This is a genomic window from Oceanobacter sp. 1_MG-2023 (assembly GCF_030689025.1).
GTDB lineage: Bacteria > Pseudomonadota > Gammaproteobacteria > Pseudomonadales > Oceanobacteraceae > Oceanobacter.
This window is the reverse complement of record NZ_JAUYWA010000017.1, coordinates 55,332-73,792: the sequence shown is the minus strand read 5'-3', so window position 1 is coordinate 73,792 and position 18,461 is coordinate 55,332. Positions and strand designations below refer to the sequence as shown.

Below are 18,461 nucleotides of genomic sequence, written 5' to 3'. Positions count from 1 at the left end.
TTTCGCTGCATTCGTCGCCTTGCTCTGAACAACGGCAACACTCGCGCAGAGCCGTGCAGGATTAAATAGATGTCCCCTTTAGGCTGTTATATCACTCTGTGAAGGAGGTTTTGCATGAACGGACCAGCCGAACAACGTCATACCCCAAGAGTCGACGTATCATCCAGCGTCAGCGTTTTTCAACAAAACGACCTGTCTTATCTTGGCTTACTGCTGAACTGCTCTGATAACGGGTTGATGATCTCAACCTACGAACCCATTCCCCCCGGTACCGAACTGAGCCTGGAGCTTGTCGATATCCGGCCAGACCTCGATCTACACCGCACCGGCTTTTGCCAGGCTGAAGTTGTCTGGAGCAGGCCTCTCACACCCAGTCTGTACCGCGCCGGATGTCGGATAAAAGCCCCTTGTACCACCCTGGACAATATGATCAGAAGCTATCAAACCACTACTTCCAAACCAATGGGATCATAAACCCGTCACTCGTCAGGGCAACTTGCCAAGCCACCGACAATAAGCTTAGGCACTTGTTCTGACGATACGATGACATCGTCAAAGTAACCAGCCTCCGATCGTTGCTACGGCAATCCCCACCATCCAGACAGACATGCTACGAAAATGCAGCCGTTGCCATTCGTCCACTTCTGCAGCTGCCGCAGCACAATCCGCTGCGGCGCTGTGCCAGCAACGCTTCCCATCATGACTGAAAGACAACGCTGCGCTCGCCACATCCGCCAGCACTTGCTGACTGTCGATAGCCGTTTTCCACAACAGTTGTCGCCATACCGGTAATGCCACGGTCATATTACCGGCCAGACAATACGTTAGTCCCAGCAAACGGGCAGGCGCCCACTCCAGCCAATGCAAGCACCAGCGCGCAATACAAGCAGTCTGCCCCTCTGATTCCTCACCTTGCTGACAATCCGCTGCCGTCGTTTGAGGTACGTCATCCTCCGCCATGAGTGCGGCGGCTTCCTGGGCACGAACAAAATGCAGTGTCAGCCAGGCCAGCACCACCCCTCCTACATCGGCGAACATGTACCAGAAAACCATCAGAAAAAAATACTCGAACCAACGGTATTGCACAGTATGCAACACCTGGGCATTCAGACTTTCTGCATCCGCTGATAAACCGACCCCAGGCACGGAAACCGTTTCTTCCGCACAGAGAAACGCACCCTGCACATCACCATGAGCCAGATGTTCGCGGTAGCGTTTCAGGCCACCACCAACATTGGCCTGAAACAAGACCAATAATAACAAGCCGATTTCTGCAATCGCTGCCAGCAACCCCCAGGCAAACGACTCCAGCCAGATAAACAACAAGGTCACCAGAATACTGGGCAGAATGACCAATAGCAGAAACCGCGTGCGAGCACCCTGACGTTCAAACCCCGCCCAACGTTGCCACAGCCCCAACCAGCGACCATACAGGTCTCCCTGCCCCCAGCGACGAGCCCGAGGCAACTGTTGCTGCAGCAACAGCGCAATAAACAAAATCAGAAATTTCATAAGACATACTCATCTGGTTTCAGGGAATTCAGGTAGCGCGGCCAGTCAAATGCCGCACCCGGGTCCGTCTTGCGACCTGGTGCAATCTCGTTATGACCTGCTATACGGTTGCCAATCATGGGGTAATAGCGACGCAGAGCCATCGTTACCTGCGCCAGTACCTGATATTGCATATCAGAGTACGGTGTGTCATCACAGCCTTCCAGCTCGATACCAACAGAATAATCATTACAGTCTGGTCGACCTTTGTAACATGAAGCGCCAGCGTGCCAGGCACGGTCATTACCATTCACAAACTGGTAAAGCGTACCGTCCCGCTCGATCAGAAAATGACTGGAGACCTTCAAATCGGCAATGCCCGCAAAATAGGGATGCTCATCCGCAGCCAGCTGATTAGTGAAAAATCGCGGCACACACCCCGTGCCAAACTGACCTGGAGGCAAACTGATGTTATGAATCACCAGCAAAGACACAACCGCCTCTGGCGGACGCGGGCCAAAGTTGGGGGATGGCACCCAAAGCGCATCGGGCAAACGCCCGTCTTGTACATCCAGAATCAACGGTTTTCCCCGCTTTTTATGTTTATTCAGCGTTTATAATACACCGTATCTGTTATACAACCCCGTTAGACAGAGTCAGCATTCTTGCAGATACCCTTGCCAGCGTCGTGGCTGGCACTGTTGCAGCCAGAACTGCTGCTGGTCCCGGTGTTGCGAGTCGCCATGCACCAACGCCGCGTTCCGTGTAATATTCACCGCCACCGTGACCTGCCATCATGACCCGCGACCCAGAGAGACCCGGTCGCCCGGAGGGGCACAACACCTTGTATCTGTTATCCGTCCTACAATTCGTATCAAGAGCCATACCATGAACCTGAGCCTACACGCTGCCGATATTGCCACCGCCGTTGCCACCGCCCTCGCCGAAGATGTCGGCAGTGGGGATATTACGGCCCGCCTGATCCCGGTACAGCAACGCTCCCACGCCCGTATTATCAGCCGCGAACGAGCCATCATCGCCGGCAAAGCCTGGGTTGATGAAGTCTTCCGTCAACTGGACCCGAACGTTCAGGTTATCTGGCGTGTATCCGAAGGTGAATGGGTACGGCCTGATCAGGTACTGTTTGAATTGTCGGGATCATCCCGCAGCCTGTTGACCGGCGAGCGCTGTGCGCTGAATTTTCTGCAAACCCTGTCCGCTACCGCCACATTGTGTCGACAGTATGCCGATCGGGTCGCGGGCACCCAGGTCAAATTGCTCGACACACGGAAAACCCTGCCCGGCTTGCGTATCGCACAGAAATACGCTGTCAGCGTCGGTGGCTGTTTTAACCACCGTACAGGCTTGTACGATGCCTTTCTGATCAAGGAAAATCATATAATGGCTTGCGGTGGTATTGCTCAGGCCGTTGCCGCAGCCCGTGACATTGCCCCGGGCAAACCCGTCGAGGTAGAAGTGGAATCCATGACCCAGCTGGATGAAGCCATCAACGCCGATGCCGACATCATCATGCTGGATAATTTCACTCCTGCGGAAATGACCATCGCCGTACAACACGCCCGTGCTGCCACCACTCACCGTCCTGCTGGCCCGGTCAAACTGGAGGCGTCAGGCGGCATTACCGATGCCACCCTGCTGCCTTACGCACGCACCGGTGTCGATTATATTTCTATCGGTGCACTGACCAAGGATTGTAAAGCGATTGACTTATCCATGCGTATTACACTCTGACATGGCATCGGTCACAGACTGTTGATCACAAAAAATCTATAACGAATCTTTATATAAAGGGGACTTTTATGCATCTGACCTCATGGAATCGTTATCAGGCCTTTGCTGCCCACTTTGGCATTAGCCTGGTGTTGTTTTTTATTCTGGTGGCACTGGTATTTGGTGTCTGGTATCCCGGCATTCTCAGCGAAGCCGATCAAGGCTGGCATCAGGCACTGCTGATGATTGCCGGGGTTGATCTGGTACTGGGGCCGACACTGACCTTGCTGGTATTCAATCCAGCGAAAAAAAGTTTGAAGATGGATCTCAGTATCATTGCTGTGGTGCAACTGGCTGCACTGATTGCGGGCGTCTATACCGTCCACACAACCCGTCCGGTAGCGCTGTACGTTGCCTTCCCGCCGCAAGGTTATGAAATACTCTATGCCCAGACCCTGAACAGCGACACGTTAAAAGCCATTCAGACCAGTGATAACCAGGTATTTTATTATTTGCCCAACAGCGGTGGCTCGATCTTTGGCCCTGAAAACTACCAGCATCTGACCGCCGAAGAACTGCATCCCATCACCGATGGCGGTTTTATGGATTTTCTCCACAGCCGGGCACCGGCAGGCCTGTTCGAGTTTAACGACACCGTGAGACTGACCATCGGATTAACAGGCAACTGGCTGATCACCGATACCGAAGGCAAGGTGCTGGGCGTAAAATCCGGGCAGCAAATGCAAGAAGCGGCCACCGCAGAACGGGACCCTGTCAGCCCTGCGGTCAACCCGCCAGCGGAGCAGTAAATACGTCGTTGCTCACTGTACTTCCCCCGATAGGACTTCCCGGTAAGCCTGGAGAGTAGCCTGGCTGTGAGCATGGAGTATGGGTCTGGAGTGCAGGACGCTGTCGGCGGTCGATATCACTGACCTCGGCCCCAGACCCAGCCCCAGCCTTTTATGCTTCAGCGATAATCACCGCCCGCAACGGAGCGGGATACCCCTCAGCGGTTTTTGATATATCTTCCGGGTCCAGAAAATCCACCAGCGAGTTATAGCGCATCCAATCGGTCGTGCGCTGCTCATCCAGCGAGGTCCGGTTCAGATCCACCACGCGAGCATTACGGAAACCCGTACGCCGACACCACAACAACAAGGTCTCAACCGTTGGAATAAACCAGACATTCCGCATCATGGCGTAGCGATCTTCCGGCATCAGCACTTCCCCCTGAACACCATCAATCACCAGCGTTTCCAGCACCAGCTCACCACCGGGTTTTAATGCCCCGCGCAGCTCTTCCAGATGTTCAATCGGCGATTTGCGGTGATACAACACCCCCATCGAAAACACAGTATCAAAGGCTTTCAGGTTAGCAGGGACATCTTCCATTTTGAACGGCAACAGGTCTGCGCGGGGAGCCACGCCCTGTGCTGCGGCGACATAGCGCTTGATGGCCTGGAACTGCATCAGAAACAGCCGCGAAGGATCCACTCCCAGCACCCGGAACGCACCGGCACCCAGCATGCGCCAGAGGTGATAGCCCGAGCCGCAGCCAACATCCAGAACCGTACGCCCGGTCAGATCCGACAGGTGAGGTGCCAACCGTTGCCACTTCCAGTCGGAGCGCCATTCAGTATCAATATGGCTATCAACAATCCGAAACGGCCCTTTGCGCCACGGCATCAGCCCCCTCAGCCCGGCTTCAATCGCTTGCGCCTGTGTCGCAGTACAAGCAGCGCTGGTAATCGCCAGATCATCGGCATTGAGATCACAATCAAGCGCCGTCAGTGATGGCAACAAACGCAAGGCGTCCACCCAACGGGACTGATCGCCATGTTCCCGAGTAACCAGCAAATCCTGTAACTGACCGGGCAAGACATCGGCCCAGCGGCCCATCCGGCTGCCCTCCTCGCGCATCGCCTTCAGCACGTCATCAAACAGCGGCAACAGGGTCGCTGCGTCAGCAGCATCCAGATCAGCAAACAGAGGAGAAACATCAACGGGCATGAAGCAGACTCAAAAAAGAAGGGAACAAAAACCAACGTGCGTTAACGGTATTAGCGCACCGCCAGAAATGAAACAAAATTAAAACATTGATACCAGCGGGTTACCTGACGGAATCCAGCCGCCAACAGGCGCTGGCGGTGCACCTCTTCGCGTTCCGGAATCAGATAATTCTCAATCGCCGTACGTTTGCGTGCGATTTCCATTTCACTGTAGCCATTGGCGCGCTTGAAATCCCAGTGCAAGGCATCCTGCACCGGCTGTTCAGCCTCATCAAAGCAGATTTTTTCCGACAGGATCAGCGCCCCACCCGGCACAGTGGCTTCTGCAATACGGGTCAGCAAATCGAGACGCTGATCGAGGGCGATAAACTGCAACACATAATTCAGCGCCGTCACCGATGTTGTTTCCAGCGCCAATGAACAGATATCAGCCTGCAATAATTCCACCGCCGCCGAATCACCCGCCAGGGAGTGATCATCGAGAGCGATATAGTGAGCAGCGCGTTCCAGCATCGCCGCCGAGTTATCCACCCCGATAATCTGGCACCCCTGGGCACGGACCCCGTGACGCATCGCCAGTGTCACCGCACCCAGCGAGCACCCAAGGTCATACAGATGCGTATTATCCTGAGCGTAACGTCCGGCAATAATGCCAGACATGGCAACCGTCTCGGCATAGCCGGGGACGGAACGCTTGATCATATCGGGGAATATCCGTGCAACGGCGTCATCAAAACGGAAATCGGCACTGCGGGATTCGCGAGTCTGGTAGAGGTCGTCACGCTCGTTCATACGGCTGTCTCTGGTCACTTATCAGGGCCAGTTCGTCTTGGCAGACGCTGGCAATCACAAATCGCCATGGTATCACAGCGACAACCGGGGCGGAGAAACCAGCCAATAATCAGCCGTTTATCAACAGGAGCAGGGACGCAACGGCACGGACAAAAAACCGGGGCAGCGGCCACAGAAAAGCAGGATCAACGGCCGAGGTCACAGCCAGGCCCTACGGTGGTGTTGCCAGTGATTCGTGTAATTCCGCTTCGGCATTGGCATCATCCACCAGGTTTTTGGCCAGGGCCTTTTTGACCCGCACCCCCTGCTTGCGGAAGCTGTCGGCCTGACTGAGCAAATTGCCCCGGCCAGATTTCAGCGAGTTCCAGGCCTCATCGTAACTCTTGTTTACCGTTGTCAGCTGGCTGCCGACTTTCTCGAATTTCTCGACCACCACCACCAGCTTGTCGTACAGTTTGCCAGCCTGATCGGCCAGTTTTTCCGTGCTCTGGTTACGTCGCTCAATCGCCCACAAACTGGCAACGGTACGTAACGTCGCCAGCAAGGTTGTTGGCGTTACCACCACGATTTTTTGTTCAAAGGCAGTATTAAACAGGCTTTCGTCGTGCTGAAAAGCCAGCATGAATGCGGGTTCAACCGGCATAAACAGAAACACAAAATCCGGCGAATTCAATCCGTTCAGATTCTGGTAAGCCTTGTCACTGAGGCTGCGAACGTGATTGCGCACCGATTCGATATGCCGCTTCAATGCCGCGGCCTGCTCCAGCTCGGAGTCGGCATTGATATAATCGGTATAGGCATTCAGCGATACCTTGGAATCCACCACGATATGCTTGCCTTCCGGCAAGCGGATAATCACATCCGGCCGATAACGCTGGCCGCTGTCGTCCTGATGGCTTTCTTCACGGACATATTCAGCGCCCTTGCGCAACCCGGAGCGTTCGAGCACGGTTTCCAGCACCATCTCTCCCCAGTTGCCCTGGGTTTTGGTTTCACCCCGCAAGGCCGTCGTCAGTGCATGCGCTTCCGCTGACATATGCTGGTTGAGCTTGTGCAACTCCACAATCTGCGCCTGCAGCGAAGCCCGGTCACGGGTGTCACTGATGTGCACATCCTCGACTTTTTTGCGCAAGCCATCGAGCTGCTCCCGAAACGGTGTCAGCAGGCTGGTCAGCCCTTCCTGGCTCTGACGCGTAAACTGCTGCTGTTTCTGCTCGAAGATCTTTTGCGACAACTGTTCAAACTCCTGCAACAGCTGCTCCTTGTTCTGCTGCAGCAAGGCCAGTTTTTCATCGGCATGCTGTTGCTGCATTTTCCGCCCCTGACGCTCGCTGGCCAATTCGGTCTGGCATTCACTCAAACGCTGCTGCAAATCGGCCAAGCGGTTTTGCCACAACGACTGGGCCGCCTTGCGTTCGCTTTCCAGCGCCTGCTTTTGCATCACCGCGGCATTGCCACGCTCCTGCCAGCGAGCGGCTTCTGTGCGGGATGCATGCAATGCCACTCCGGTTTCTTTCAGCTCGGTTTCCAGCAAGGAAATACGCTGTTCATACTGCTGTTGCATCAAGCTCGCCGCAGTTCTGGAACGATGGCGCATGATCAGTGCCGTTACCAGCACACCGGAGATCAAACCAGACAGCGCCAACAAGACGTAACTGCCCACCATCTGGGACTCAAACGGAAACAACGCAGCCAGGGTCAATCGATCCATCAGAACATTCCTCTCAATCCGGCGCTGATGACATAACTCTGCACATCATCAATATCTGCCCGGCCGTATTCCAGATTCAACGCCACAGGATACCCCTGCGACCCCGCCGACAAGGTCAATCCGGCTTGCCACATTGGCGTACAGCCCGATACCCGGTGAACCGCCTCCAGCCGTACAGCCCGGGTACGCAAACAGATGTTGCCATACCCCAGCCAGGGGCCAGACCCGGACCCGATCGGCAACATCGCCCGCACATCCCAACTGAATGCCACGCCGTGTTGTTGATAGACCGGATTCATGCTCTCGTCGTCCGGATCATCGTCATCCCCCATCCAAAGCCAGGCAGCCGCGCCAACCGACAGTATCGAATGCCAGCTGTAACCACCGCCTACCCGCAAAAAACGCCCTAACACCTCCCCCTGATCGGCATCATCCGGCTGGTCTTTATCATCAGGCCAATCGAAGGCACTGATGCCATAGGCAGCATCCAGATAGGGATGCAATCCATCCTCAAACGCGTGGTTGGAAGCCGCCACCGGGATACTGGACCAGTCCGGTTGCGGCAAACGGATATTGACCTCAGCCAGGGTGACTCCACTCAGCAGAACCAGACTGATCACCCATGCCATCCAATGCATACTGCGTCTCCCTGTTGCGGCCGATGCGGCGGTGTATTCCGTGCGGTTTATGCCGGTTCGATCAGTTCAGCCAGAGAATGGATCAGCAGGTTGGGCTGACAGGTGGCAATATTTTCGCCGTGGTTATAGCCATAGGGTACCGCCACCGTGACACAACCGGCGGCTTTGCCAGCGTACATATCGTTGCGGGAATCTCCCACCATCATGGTTTGCTGTGGCTCGACTGCCATCAACTCACAGGCGTACAACAGCTGCGCCGGATCGGGTTTGCGCTGCGGCAAGTCATCACCACACACCACAGCATCAAAGTACGGCTGCCAGCCGAGAGAATCCAGTATCACTTCGGTAAAGGCTCGGGGCTTGTTGGTCACCAGCGCCATACGAATCCCCAGTACCGCCAGGGTGGTCAGGGTCTTGGTAACGCCGGGATAAACGCCAGTGGCGTCATTCAGGTGAGCCAGATAAAACGGATCAAACAAGGCCTGGGCAGCAGCAACATCGGCGTCATCCAGTGCCAGAGCCTGCAGGTCATTCCCCTGGCACAAGGCCCGGCGTACCAGCATATCGACACCATTACCGACCCACTCTGCCACCAGTGTCTCCCCGGCAGGAGCCTGGCCCAGTTGCACCAGCATTTGATCAATCGCCGCCGCAAGATCCGGTACGCTATCGATCAAGGTGCCATCCAGATCAAACAGCAGCGCTTGCGGAACCGCTTTTTCACGGGCCGAAAAACAGGTTAATACCGGTTCACTCCAGATCGACATATCAGCAATACCTTTTGATGGATTTTAATCGTTGCGAGAAGGCGAAACAGCACTGGCCGCCAGCTGTGCACGCATCTGGTCAATCACGGTTTGGTAATCCGGCTGGTTGAAAATCGCCGACCCGGCAACAAACATATCGGCCCCGGCTTCGGCAATCTCCTGAATATTATCAACCTTGACGCCGCCATCGATTTCCAGACGAATATCCAGCCCGGACGCATCGATGCGCTGACGTACCTGGCGCAGCTTATCCAGTGTACCCGGAATAAACGACTGGCCACCAAACCCCGGGTTGACCGACATCAGCAGGATCACATCAAGCTTGTCCATCACATAATCAAGGTAATGTAATGGCGTAGCCGGGTTAAACACCAGACCAGCCTTACAGCCCAACGACTGGATCAACTGCAGGCTGCGGTCGATATGTTCCGACGCTTCCGGATGAAACGTAATATAAGTGGCTCCGGCATCAGCAAAATCCGCGATCAGGCTATCCACTGGCGACACCATCAAATGAACATCTATCGGTGCCTTATAGCCATGGTTATCAAGATATTTTTTTAATGCCTTGCATACCATCGGCCCAATCGTCAGATTCGGTACGTAATGGTTATCCATCACATCAAAGTGAACCACGTCGGCACCGGCGTCCAGCACAGCGGCAACATCCTCTCCCAGACGGGCAAAATCAGCAGAAAGAATTGAAGGGGCAATCAGAAAATCACGCATGGTCAGGATAAACACCGGATAATGAACAAGCAGCCATTGTAAGCGGTGGGAAGCGCTTTTGCAGCCTGTCTCGGTGACCACATCATTCACTGGCTGTGCGGTGAGCAACAAGCCGTTGTCCAATCAGCGGTTTATACTTTAGTAGCGCGCCGTTAGACTCTCGAGCGATTTTCAACGAGAGCCTTTTGTGACAACACCAGCCCCCTCACTGCGCCTGCTACTTACCAGCCTGTTCTGGCCGGTTTATCTGCCGGGTTTTTTAACCGCCACGGCACAAACCGCCATTCTGGTGCTGTTACCGCTGTACGTGCTGGAGCTGGGTTACAGTCCAGCCATCGCCGCCCTGATGATGGCCACTCGCGGCATTGGCCAGCTGGCAGGCGATATTCCTGCCGGTATCGTCGCCGGACGCTGGGGTGACAAAACCTGCCTGATGCTCGGGGCCGCTGGCTACGTCATCGGCTACAGCCTGATGACACTGACCGAAACACCCCTGCTGCTGGGGCTGGGCGGTGTTATCGCTGGCATCGGCATGTCGTTTTCTTTAATCGGGCGACAATCGTACGTCACCAGCCGCGCACCGGTGCACCAGCGGGGCCGGGCAATTTCACTGATGGCCGGCGCCATGCGGATTGGCTCCCTGCTCGGCCCGGCATTGGGCGGCCTGGCCGCCGTGCAGTTTGGTTATCAGGCTACCTTTGTGGTGCTGGTACTGCTATGCCTGCTGTCGTTACTGGTGGTGCTGGTATCCGCCGACCGTGGCGAACCCGAGGTAAACCGTACCCCCCATAGCCTGGTCGCCATCATGCACGTGCTGACCGATCACCGTCAGGCGTTTCTCAGTGCCGGCCTGGCAATGATTTCACTGCAATTCATGCGTGCTGGCCGAGTGGTGTTATTACCCCTGGCGGGTAACGCCATTGGGCTGTCGGTGGCCGAAATCGGTCTGGTGGTGGCCGCCGCTGCACTGATGGACAGCCTGATGTTTATTCCGGCAGGCATCATTATGGATCGCTGGGGACGCAAGGCCGCTGCTGCCCCCAGTCTGCTGCTGTTTGCCTGTGGTCTCGCCGCTCTCGGCTGGGCCGACAGCTACCTTGGTCTGTTGCTCAGTGCCCTGCTGATCGGTTTTGCCAACGGTGTCAGTGCCGGGCTGGTGATGGTACTTGGCTCCGACTTCGCCCCCACCACCGGCCGCGCCCGCTTTATGGGCGTCTGGAAACTGGTGTCCGATTCCGGCCAGGCAGCGGCACCACTGGCTATCAGCGCCATCCTCACCGTTGGCAGCCTGTTATTGTGCTCACAGCTGATTGCCGCCACCGGGTTGATTGGGCTGTATGTGATGGCATCACGGATGAATGAAACCTTGATAAAAAAACACTGACTCTCTACACAACCCGGCAGGATGTTGAACCCACAAAGCCAAGCAGTAAAAAAACGGTTGCGTTACAATACCGGGCTAATATTTATGTCTGCCGGATTCGTTTGTCAGCCTGGCTTCTGCCAATCCGGAATTCGGTTGCCAGCCGTTACGCTGGGCAACATCACCAAGATGCACAGAAGGAAACCTCATGACCGACCGCTTGACGATCACTCGCCCAGACGACTGGCATTTGCACGTTCGCGATGGTGAGGTACTGCAACACACGGTACCGGCTACCGCCCGGGTGATGAAACGAGCGATCATCATGCCGAATCTGCAACCGCCCGTCATGGATGCTGAACAGGCACTGGCGTACCGTGCGCGTATTCTGGCCCAGGCCGGGGATTCCCACTTTGACCCTCTGATGGTGCTTTACCTGACCGATAACACCACCCCCGACATGATCAGCGCCGCCAAAGCCGCAGGTCATATTGTCGCGGCCAAACTGTATCCGGCAGGTGCAACCACCAACTCGGCTTCCGGTGTGACCGATCTGGGCAAGCTCGACGAGGTCTGTGCGGCACTGGCTGAAAACGATATGAAGCTGCTGGTACACGGCGAAGTCACCCACAGCGATGTGGATATCTTTGACCGCGAAAAAGCCTTTCTCGACACCGTATTGGCCCCACTGGCCAGCAAGCACAGCGCCCTGAGTCTGGTGGTGGAACATATCACCACCAAAGAAGCGGCTGAGTTTGTGCAAAGCCAGGGCGATAACGTCGCCGCAACCATTACCGTGCAGCATCTGGCCTATAATCGTAATCACATGCTGGTTGGTGGCATCAAGCCACATTTTTATTGTTTGCCGATACTGAAACGCAATATCCACCAGCAAGCGCTGCAAGACGCCGTGGTTTCTGGCAGCCCGCAGTTTTTTCTCGGCACCGACAGTGCTCCCCATGCCAGAGGCGCCAAAGAAAGTGCCTGTGGTTGCGCCGGTTGCTATAGCGCTTATGCTGCGATTGAACTGTACGCCGAAATTTTTGAAGACCTCGGTGTGCTGGAAAACCTGGAAGGCTTTGCCAGCCATCACGGCCCCGATTTTTACAATCTGCCGCGCAACGAAGACACCATCACCCTGGTGAAATCCGAGTGGCAGGTACCTGGCGAGATGCCATTTGGCAACGATATCATTGTGCCATTGCGTGCGGGTGAAACCCTGCGCTGGCAACTGCAAAACTCCTGAAGATAAGGCTTAGGATGAGTACAACTCCCGCTGGAAACGGCGACAAGCAGGAAAAAACCCCAATGGCCCAACGCTTCCGCGGCTTTTTGCCCGTGGTCGTGGATGTGGAAACCGGGGGATTTAATTCCGACACCGACGCCCTGCTCGAAATTGCCATGGTCACCCTGCGCATGGACGACGAAGGCTATATTCACCCCGACCAGACGCTGGCAGCGGAAGTGCATCCGTTCGACGGTGCCAACCTGGAAAAGGAAGCCCTCGATTTTACCGGCATCGATCCGTTCGACCCTGAACGTGATGCCGAATTTGAAATCGACGTACTGACCAATATGTTCCAGGTGATTCGTCGTGAGATCAAACACTACGGCTGCAATCGAGCGGTACTGGTGGGCCATAACGCGCACTTTGATCACGCCTTTTTGCGTGCTGCAATTGAGCGTAACGACATCAAGCGTGACCCGTTTCATCCGTTTTCGTCCTTTGATACCGCTTCGATTGCGGCTATCTCACTCGGACAAACCGTACTGGCCAAAAGCTGCCTGACCGCCGGGCTCGATTTTGACAACAGCGCCGCCCACAGTGCCGCCTACGACACCTGGAAAACCGCTGAGCTGTTCTGTTTTATCGTCAATCGCTACAAGGATCTGGGCGGTTGGCCCTTGGACATTAAACCCGGTACCGAGTTGTCAGACTGATACCAAACGCCGCTGGTCATGATCAGCGGCGTTTTTGGTGAAGCCCGATGGGTTGCGACCATCACGCTGCAGCAACCTGAATGTGTTGATGTTTCACTCTTGCACGCAATATGAGATTTCCCCTTGGACTACGAATTCTGGTTTGAAGGCAACAAGCCTGTCGCCCGCCTTGATGAAGAACATTCTTTGCTTAGCCATTGGCTAACCGACGAAATAGGCGACGATCTGAAACACCTGCGCGCACTGATCACCACTGCAGAATTACTGCAATCCGGTGGTTTGCGGGATTATCGCTGGCAGGGCAAAGAAACCATTCTGAAAATGACCCAACATGAAGTCGATCTGGCCTCCAACACGCTGCTGTACGACGAAGACCTGGATCTGGAAGAGGACCTGATCCTGCATGATTACGACCTGACCACAGGCTGCGGGCTGGAAGACTTTATTGAGCTGCTGCAAGCCTGGAAAGAATTTATCGCCAGCTGAGCTGACCATTGTCGATTTCTGGAGTCACCATGTACGTCCATACCGATTACCGTATACGACTGGCACAAGCGGCCGATGCCAGCGCCTGTTTTGCCATTGAACGCAGCGCTTACGAAGGGGATGAAGCCGCCACGCTGGAGACCATCCAGCGGCGCATTGAGCAGTATCCGCAAGGATTTCTGGTACTGGAGCTGGCTGGCGCCATCATTGGCTTTGTAAACTCCGGTTGCTGCTTCAAGGTCGCCATGGACGACGAACACTTCAAGCAGTTGCTTGGCCACGACCCGGAAGGCCCGGAGAACGTTGTGATGTCGGTGGTGATTCACCCGGTCTGGCAACGCCATGGCTGGGGCCGCACCTTGCTCCTCAATTACATTGAGCATATGCGCCGTCTCCGCAAGCAACGGATTCACCTGATGTGCCGCAGCCATCACATCCGTTTTTACCAGCGTTGCGGGTTTATCTACCAGTCAGAGTCCGCCTCCAACCACGGTGGCTTGCACTGGCATGATATGACCTTGTCATTGCCTATCCCCTGACCGACCGATTAACGTGCCCGATAGATCACCCCCGGGTGGCAGGGCACCGTCTCGAAATACTCCCTCAGATTCTGCACCTGCTCGGACACCCCAAGCACCAGATAACCCTGCGGGTTCAGGCTGCCATGCAGGCGTTTGATCAAATCCAGCTGCAACTTCGCTGCAAAATAAATCAGCACATTGCGGCAATAAATCACATCGAAGCGACCCAGCCCGTCAAAACCATGCTGCAAATTGTGTTGGCGAAACTCGACCCGCTGCTTGATACGCGAATCCAACCGCCAGCGCCCTTCTGCCAGTGGCTGAAAATACTGGCGCCAGTATGGCTCTGGCATGCCGCGAGTCATGGCCAATGACGGATAAACGCCGTCCTTCGCCTGCGTCAGCACCGCCTGGGAAATATCCGTCGCCAGAATCTGCTCCCCGCCCGCCAGACGGCCCGGTGAACGCTGGCGAAATTCCTCGATTTCGATACTCAATGAATAAGGTTCCTGCCCCGACGAACAGGCCGCAGACCACAACCTCAGCGGCCGACGTAACGCCGCCAGTTCTGGCAACAAACGTTCGCGGAATACCCGATAAGGGGAATCATCCCGAAACCACTGTGTTTCGTGGGTGGCCATGGCTTCGATGACTTTTTCCTGCAAACGCTGGTCGCCGTCGAGGCTATCCAGCAACGCAGTAATCGAGCCCAATTGCTGCTGGGCCAGTAATTGCTTCAGGCGACTGCTGAGTAAATAATCCTTGCCGTCTCCAAGCACAATGCCACTGGACTGCTCCAGCATATCTTGAAACCGTCGGTATTCATTCGCTGTGATCTGGAATGTCATAGTCAATCCTGAAAAATCCGGCGCCAACCAGAGGTCTGAAATCTACATCGGCTATTTATCAGCATAGCCGTAAACCGAGAAACAGCCGTAAACAGGAAAACACCGCAAGCAGTATTTGTTACCAGACCACAGCCACACCAAGGATCATCCTACATTGCGCCAATGACGTTCAAAGGTCATCGGTGGACTATTCACAAACCAGCACAGACACAGGCAAACCAGCCAGACACATTTAAAACCAGGCTTTCACACCCAGCAGCCACTCTGTGGCCGCAGACTCACCCAATATATCTGCCGTTGCACCATAAACATGACGACGTTCAACCCCGACATACGGTGCGAACTGACGACTGAATTCATAACGAAAGCGGCCACTGAACTGTGTGTCATTCAGGCCTTGGGCAAACGTATCTTGTGGATCTCGTTTGCCAGCGGCTGTTAATTTCCCTTCCAGTCCGAGAATCCAGCGCTGGGTCAGCAGCAGATCGTATTCGGTCTCCAGCTCCAACCGGGTAATGCCCTGCTCGCCCACAAACACCATCGCCTGGCTCTCCAGCCAGTAAGGAGCCAACCCTTGAAACCCGGCACCGACCCAGTACCGAGACCGCTCCGGCGTAGTGTCATACCGCACACCAAGCTGGGTATTCCAGAAAGCGGTCACCGCATGACGCCAATACAAGCCTAACTCGGCCTCGGTGTCACCTTGCTGGTGTTCGCCATCGAGTTGTACCACAGCCCGATCCCATGTGGTGCCATACCAGTATTCGCCACCCAATCGTGAGGAGGTTGAACCATCGTGCTGCGCCCATTCGAACTGGTCGATGATCAATGCCGAGAAGTGATGCTCGTCGGCCAGACGTAGCTGCCGATCCCCTGACATCGCGTAAGGACCTGAGGTCAACGTGTAGCCGCCCGAGTAGGCATGAGGATCACGTGCATCAGCAGGTGCTGTTCCACCTTGCATATTCATCTCACCATGATTCATCTCGCCATGATTCATCTCGCCATGATTCATCTCGCCATGATTCATCTCGCCATGATTCATCTCGCCATGATTCATCTCGCCATGATTCATCTGGCTATGGTTCATCTGGCTATGGTTCATCTCGCCATGATTCATCTCACCATGATTCATCTCACCATGATTCATCTCACCATGATTCATCTCACCATGATTCATCTCACCATGATTCATCTCGCCATGATTCATCTCGCCATGGTTCATCTCGCCATGGTTCATCTCGCCATGGTTCATCTCGCCATGGTTCATCTCGCCATGGTTCATCTCGCCATGGTTCATCTCGCCATGATTCATCTGGCTATGGTTCATCTCGCCATGATTCATCTCGCCATGATTCATCTCGCCATGATTCATCTCACCATGATTCATCTCACCATGATTCATCTCACCATGATTCATCTCACCATGACTCATCTGGCTATGATCAGTACCTTGATGGTGAGCACAATGGGCATCACTCTCCTGGCATTCCATACCCGACATCATGGTATGGGTTTCTGCCCACGTCATCGGAGCCAGCAGCCATCCTGCAAGCCAGCAGGCCTGTACCATCGGTTTGTTTGTGATCCTGGTTTTCATGCAATCACCACTTCGCGGAACATCCCCGCATCCATATGGAACATCAGGTGGCAATGCCAGGCCCAGCGGCCAATGGCATCAGCCGTTACCTGAAAGCTGATACGCTGGGACGGTTGTACCGGAATGGTGTGCAAGCGGGCCTGAAACCCGCCACGGTGGTTTTCCAGCTCACTCCAGACTCCATGCAAATGCATTGGATGAGTCATCATGGTGTCGTTATGCAGTGTCACCCGCACTCGCTCGCCATAACGAAAATGCACCGGAGTCGACTGTCCAAACTCGATCCCATCAAACGACCAGCTGTAGCGTTCCATATTGCCGGTCAGATGCAGTTCGATTTCGCGCTCAGGATCGCGCCTGTCCATGGCACCACCTAACGTGTGCAAGTCTGCCAGAGTTAACACGCGACGGCCGTTGTTACGCAAGCCAATACCGGGGTCATCCAGATTAGTGCGCGGTGTATCGACACGCATATCCACCTGCGGACCATATTCACTGCTGGCGTGATGCACCTTGGCAGCTGGTGCTGCCATCGCCCCGAGATTCATGCCACCTGACATATCCCCCATCATGTCCGCCATGGTTAACCACTCAGGCTTATCCATCACCGGCACAGCTGTCGTGAGCCCAAATGCCGGGGACAAGGTGCCACGAGCATAGCCGGAGCGACCCATATTCTGGGCAAATATCGTGTAGGGCTCATCAGCTGGATGCACGATGACATCGTAGGTTTCACCCGGCCCAAAACGGAATTCGTCCACCGTTACCGGCTCCAGATCCTGTCCATCCGCCTGTACGACCGTGAGCTTCAAACCGGGAATACGAACATCGTAAAAGGTATTGCTGGAGCCATTGATAAACCGCAGGCGTACTCGTTCACCGGGCTTGAACACACCGGTCCAATTACCCGCTGGCGCTGCGCCGTTCATCAGGTACGTAAAGGTTGCGCCAGAGGTATCGGCCAGGTCGGTCGGGCTCATACGCATGTCGTTCCACATTTTGCGCATGGCAAAGGCTTCGCTGAGACCATAACGCTTGGCGTCGCGAACAAAATCTGGCCCAGTGGGCTGACTGTAGTTGTAATAATCCGACTGGTTTTTCAGCTTGGCGAACACATCCATCGGGTTTTCGTCAGTCCAGTCCGACAGCACCACCGCCATATCACGGTCGTAGTAGACCGGGTCTGACGCTTTCGGGCGCACAATAATTGCGCCATACATCCCGGTTAATTCCTGAAAGCCGGAGTGCGAGTGATACCAGTACGTGCCGCTCTGTTGTACCTGGAACTGATAAACAAAGGTCTCTCCCGGCGCAATCCCCGCAAAGCTGATACCCGGCACACCATCCATCTGATACGGCAGAATAATGCCGTGCCAATGAATCGAGGTGCTCACCGCCAAGTCGTTACGCACCCGGATGGTGACCGTTTCGCCTTCTTGCCACACCAGTGTCGGCGCTGGAACCGAACCATTAATAGCCGTGGCCTTGCCGCGACTGCCGGTAAAATTAACCGCCAGTTCACTCACCACCAGATCAAACTGAGTGCCGGTCAGTACCTGCACTTGTGGATTGTTGCTGACAGGCAAAGATCCCGCCCGAGCATTGCCCATGCCAGCCAAGGCGACGCCAGTTGCTAACCCTTGCACAAACCGTCGCCGTGATAACCCGCTGGCCGCAATGCCAGTGGGAGTCAGAATTTTCATCACTCTACCTCTGCACTCTTCCATTTTGTACAGAGTAACCAGCCACAGCTGACCCCCGGATGACCCGAACATGACAAAACCGTCATGTTCTGGTCATGTGTCTATCCGGCAGTTTTTTGTACACTGCCGGT

19 protein-coding genes are annotated in these 18,461 nt (G+C 55.1%); 8 read left to right on the top strand and 11 right to left on the bottom strand.

Features of this window, described 5'->3' with window-relative positions:
• Nucleotides 1-114 precede the first annotated feature (114 nt).
• A complete protein-coding gene (locus Q8W22_RS11855) occupies nt 115-474 on the top strand; it encodes a PilZ domain-containing protein (RefSeq protein ID WP_303432355.1) in 360 nt (119 codons plus the stop codon).
• Nucleotides 475-552: 78 nt separating this feature from the next.
• On the opposite strand, the gene ampE is transcribed toward Q8W22_RS11855, so the two are convergent.
• Complete coding sequence (gene ampE, locus Q8W22_RS11850; protein WP_303432356.1) at nt 553-1,512, bottom strand: regulatory signaling modulator protein AmpE; 960 nt, start codon at nt 1,510-1,512, stop codon at nt 553-555.
• Nucleotides 1,509-2,072: a 1,6-anhydro-N-acetylmuramyl-L-alanine amidase AmpD gene (gene ampD, locus Q8W22_RS11845; RefSeq protein WP_370693293.1), complete on the bottom strand. Its 564-nt coding sequence runs from the start codon at nt 2,070-2,072 to the stop codon at nt 1,509-1,511. The genes ampE and ampD overlap by 4 nt, the downstream gene beginning before the upstream one ends.
• 307 nt (nt 2,073-2,379) lie before the next feature.
• On the opposite strand from ampD, the gene nadC reads away from it, so the two are divergent.
• Complete coding sequence (gene nadC / locus Q8W22_RS11840; RefSeq protein ID WP_305452458.1) at nt 2,380-3,243, top strand: carboxylating nicotinate-nucleotide diphosphorylase; 864 nt, start codon at nt 2,380-2,382, stop codon at nt 3,241-3,243.
• A gap of 68 nt (nt 3,244-3,311) precedes the next feature.
• Nucleotides 3,312-4,031 carry a hypothetical protein gene (locus Q8W22_RS11835; protein ID WP_303432359.1) on the top strand — a complete coding sequence of 240 codons (720 nt, stop codon included), beginning with the start codon at nt 3,312-3,314 and terminating at the stop codon, nt 4,029-4,031.
• Nucleotides 4,032-4,182: 151 nt separating this feature from the next.
• On the opposite strand, the gene cmoB is transcribed toward Q8W22_RS11835, so the two are convergent.
• The 6 genes from cmoB to rpe all read right to left on the bottom strand — a co-directional run bounded on the left by cmoB (nt 4,183) and on the right by rpe (nt 9,868).
• Nucleotides 4,183-5,232: a tRNA 5-methoxyuridine(34)/uridine 5-oxyacetic acid(34) synthase CmoB gene (gene cmoB, locus Q8W22_RS11830; RefSeq protein WP_305414926.1), complete on the bottom strand. Its 1,050-nt coding sequence runs from the start codon at nt 5,230-5,232 to the stop codon at nt 4,183-4,185.
• Nucleotides 5,233-5,282: 50 nt separating this feature from the next.
• Nucleotides 5,283-6,023: a carboxy-S-adenosyl-L-methionine synthase CmoA gene (gene cmoA / locus Q8W22_RS11825; protein ID WP_303432362.1), complete on the bottom strand. Its 741-nt coding sequence runs from the start codon at nt 6,021-6,023 to the stop codon at nt 5,283-5,285.
• A gap of 211 nt (nt 6,024-6,234) precedes the next feature.
• On the bottom strand, nt 6,235-7,734 hold the full coding sequence (gene rmuC, locus Q8W22_RS11820; protein WP_305452457.1) for a DNA recombination protein RmuC: 1,500 nt from the start codon (nt 7,732-7,734) through the stop codon (nt 6,235-6,237).
• Complete coding sequence (locus Q8W22_RS11815; RefSeq protein WP_305452456.1) at nt 7,734-8,372, bottom strand: hypothetical protein; 639 nt, start codon at nt 8,370-8,372, stop codon at nt 7,734-7,736. The genes rmuC and Q8W22_RS11815 overlap by 1 nt, the downstream gene beginning before the upstream one ends.
• Before the next feature lie 47 nt (nt 8,373-8,419).
• Nucleotides 8,420-9,139 carry a phosphoglycolate phosphatase gene (locus Q8W22_RS11810; protein ID WP_303432368.1) on the bottom strand — a complete coding sequence of 240 codons (720 nt, stop codon included), beginning with the start codon at nt 9,137-9,139 and terminating at the stop codon, nt 8,420-8,422.
• A gap of 24 nt (nt 9,140-9,163) precedes the next feature.
• Complete coding sequence (gene rpe / locus Q8W22_RS11805) at nt 9,164-9,868, bottom strand: ribulose-phosphate 3-epimerase (protein WP_303432556.1); 705 nt, start codon at nt 9,866-9,868, stop codon at nt 9,164-9,166.
• Between the two features lie 187 nt (nt 9,869-10,055).
• On the opposite strand from rpe, the gene Q8W22_RS11800 reads away from it, so the two are divergent.
• From Q8W22_RS11800 to Q8W22_RS11780, 5 genes are all read left to right on the top strand, one after another.
• A complete protein-coding gene (locus Q8W22_RS11800; RefSeq protein WP_303432370.1) occupies nt 10,056-11,252 on the top strand; it encodes an MFS transporter in 1,197 nt (398 codons plus the stop codon).
• A 187-nt stretch (nt 11,253-11,439) separates the two neighbouring features.
• The gene (gene pyrC / locus Q8W22_RS11795) at nt 11,440-12,477 is read left to right on the top strand and encodes a dihydroorotase (RefSeq protein ID WP_303432372.1); all 1,038 of its coding nucleotides are present in this window, start codon (nt 11,440-11,442) and stop codon (nt 12,475-12,477) included.
• A 14-nt stretch (nt 12,478-12,491) separates the two neighbouring features.
• Nucleotides 12,492-13,172: a ribonuclease T gene (gene rnt / locus Q8W22_RS11790; protein WP_303432375.1), complete on the top strand. Its 681-nt coding sequence runs from the start codon at nt 12,492-12,494 to the stop codon at nt 13,170-13,172.
• Nucleotides 13,173-13,295: 123 nt separating this feature from the next.
• Nucleotides 13,296-13,658, top strand: coding sequence for a YacL family protein (locus tag Q8W22_RS11785; RefSeq protein ID WP_303432377.1), 363 nt, complete (start codon nt 13,296-13,298; stop codon nt 13,656-13,658).
• Between the two features lie 29 nt (nt 13,659-13,687).
• On the top strand, nt 13,688-14,197 hold the full coding sequence (locus Q8W22_RS11780; protein ID WP_305452455.1) for a GNAT family N-acetyltransferase: 510 nt from the start codon (nt 13,688-13,690) through the stop codon (nt 14,195-14,197).
• Between the two features lie 8 nt (nt 14,198-14,205).
• Here Q8W22_RS11780 and Q8W22_RS11775 read toward each other — a convergent pair whose 3' ends face one another.
• The 3 genes from Q8W22_RS11775 to Q8W22_RS11765 all read right to left on the bottom strand — a co-directional run bounded on the left by Q8W22_RS11775 (nt 14,206) and on the right by Q8W22_RS11765 (nt 18,330).
• The gene (locus tag Q8W22_RS11775) at nt 14,206-15,027 is read right to left on the bottom strand and encodes a protein-glutamate O-methyltransferase CheR (RefSeq protein WP_305452454.1); all 822 of its coding nucleotides are present in this window, start codon (nt 15,025-15,027) and stop codon (nt 14,206-14,208) included.
• Between the two features lie 232 nt (nt 15,028-15,259).
• Nucleotides 15,260-16,627, bottom strand: a complete 1,368-nt coding sequence (locus Q8W22_RS11770; RefSeq protein ID WP_305452453.1) for a copper resistance protein B — start codon at nt 16,625-16,627, stop codon at nt 15,260-15,262.
• Nucleotides 16,624-18,330, bottom strand: coding sequence for a copper resistance system multicopper oxidase (locus Q8W22_RS11765; protein ID WP_305452452.1), 1,707 nt, complete (start codon nt 18,328-18,330; stop codon nt 16,624-16,626). The genes Q8W22_RS11770 and Q8W22_RS11765 overlap by 4 nt, the downstream gene beginning before the upstream one ends.
• Nucleotides 18,331-18,461 lie beyond the last annotated feature (131 nt).

Excerpts from the sequence above, each read along its gene's own strand:
- Q8W22_RS11855 (WP_303432355.1), top strand. The coding sequence starts at position 115 with ATGAACGGACCAGCCGAACAACGTCATACCCCAAGAGTCGACGTATCA.
- ampE (WP_303432356.1), bottom strand. The coding sequence starts at position 1,512 with ATGAAATTTCTGATTTTGTTTATTGCGCTGTTGCTGCAGCAACAGTTG.
- nadC (WP_305452458.1), top strand. The coding sequence starts at position 2,380 with ATGAACCTGAGCCTACACGCTGCCGATATTGCCACCGCCGTTGCCACC.
- Q8W22_RS11835 (WP_303432359.1), top strand. The coding sequence starts at position 3,312 with ATGCATCTGACCTCATGGAATCGTTATCAGGCCTTTGCTGCCCACTTT.
- cmoB (WP_305414926.1), bottom strand. The coding sequence starts at position 5,232 with ATGCCCGTTGATGTTTCTCCTCTGTTTGCTGATCTGGATGCTGCTGAC.
- cmoA (WP_303432362.1), bottom strand. The coding sequence starts at position 6,023 with ATGAACGAGCGTGACGACCTCTACCAGACTCGCGAATCCCGCAGTGCC.
- rmuC (WP_305452457.1), bottom strand. The coding sequence starts at position 7,734 with ATGGATCGATTGACCCTGGCTGCGTTGTTTCCGTTTGAGTCCCAGATG.
- Q8W22_RS11815 (WP_305452456.1), bottom strand. The coding sequence starts at position 8,372 with ATGCATTGGATGGCATGGGTGATCAGTCTGGTTCTGCTGAGTGGAGTC.
- Q8W22_RS11810 (WP_303432368.1), bottom strand. The coding sequence starts at position 9,139 with ATGTCGATCTGGAGTGAACCGGTATTAACCTGTTTTTCGGCCCGTGAA.
- rpe (WP_303432556.1), bottom strand. The coding sequence starts at position 9,868 with ATGCGTGATTTTCTGATTGCCCCTTCAATTCTTTCTGCTGATTTTGCC.
- pyrC (WP_303432372.1), top strand. The coding sequence starts at position 11,440 with ATGACCGACCGCTTGACGATCACTCGCCCAGACGACTGGCATTTGCAC.
- rnt (WP_303432375.1), top strand. The coding sequence starts at position 12,492 with ATGAGTACAACTCCCGCTGGAAACGGCGACAAGCAGGAAAAAACCCCA.
- Q8W22_RS11780 (WP_305452455.1), top strand. The coding sequence starts at position 13,688 with ATGTACGTCCATACCGATTACCGTATACGACTGGCACAAGCGGCCGAT.
- Q8W22_RS11775 (WP_305452454.1), bottom strand. The coding sequence starts at position 15,027 with ATGACATTCCAGATCACAGCGAATGAATACCGACGGTTTCAAGATATG.
- Q8W22_RS11770 (WP_305452453.1), bottom strand. The coding sequence starts at position 16,627 with ATGAAAACCAGGATCACAAACAAACCGATGGTACAGGCCTGCTGGCTT.
- Q8W22_RS11765 (WP_305452452.1), bottom strand. The coding sequence starts at position 18,330 with ATGAAAATTCTGACTCCCACTGGCATTGCGGCCAGCGGGTTATCACGG.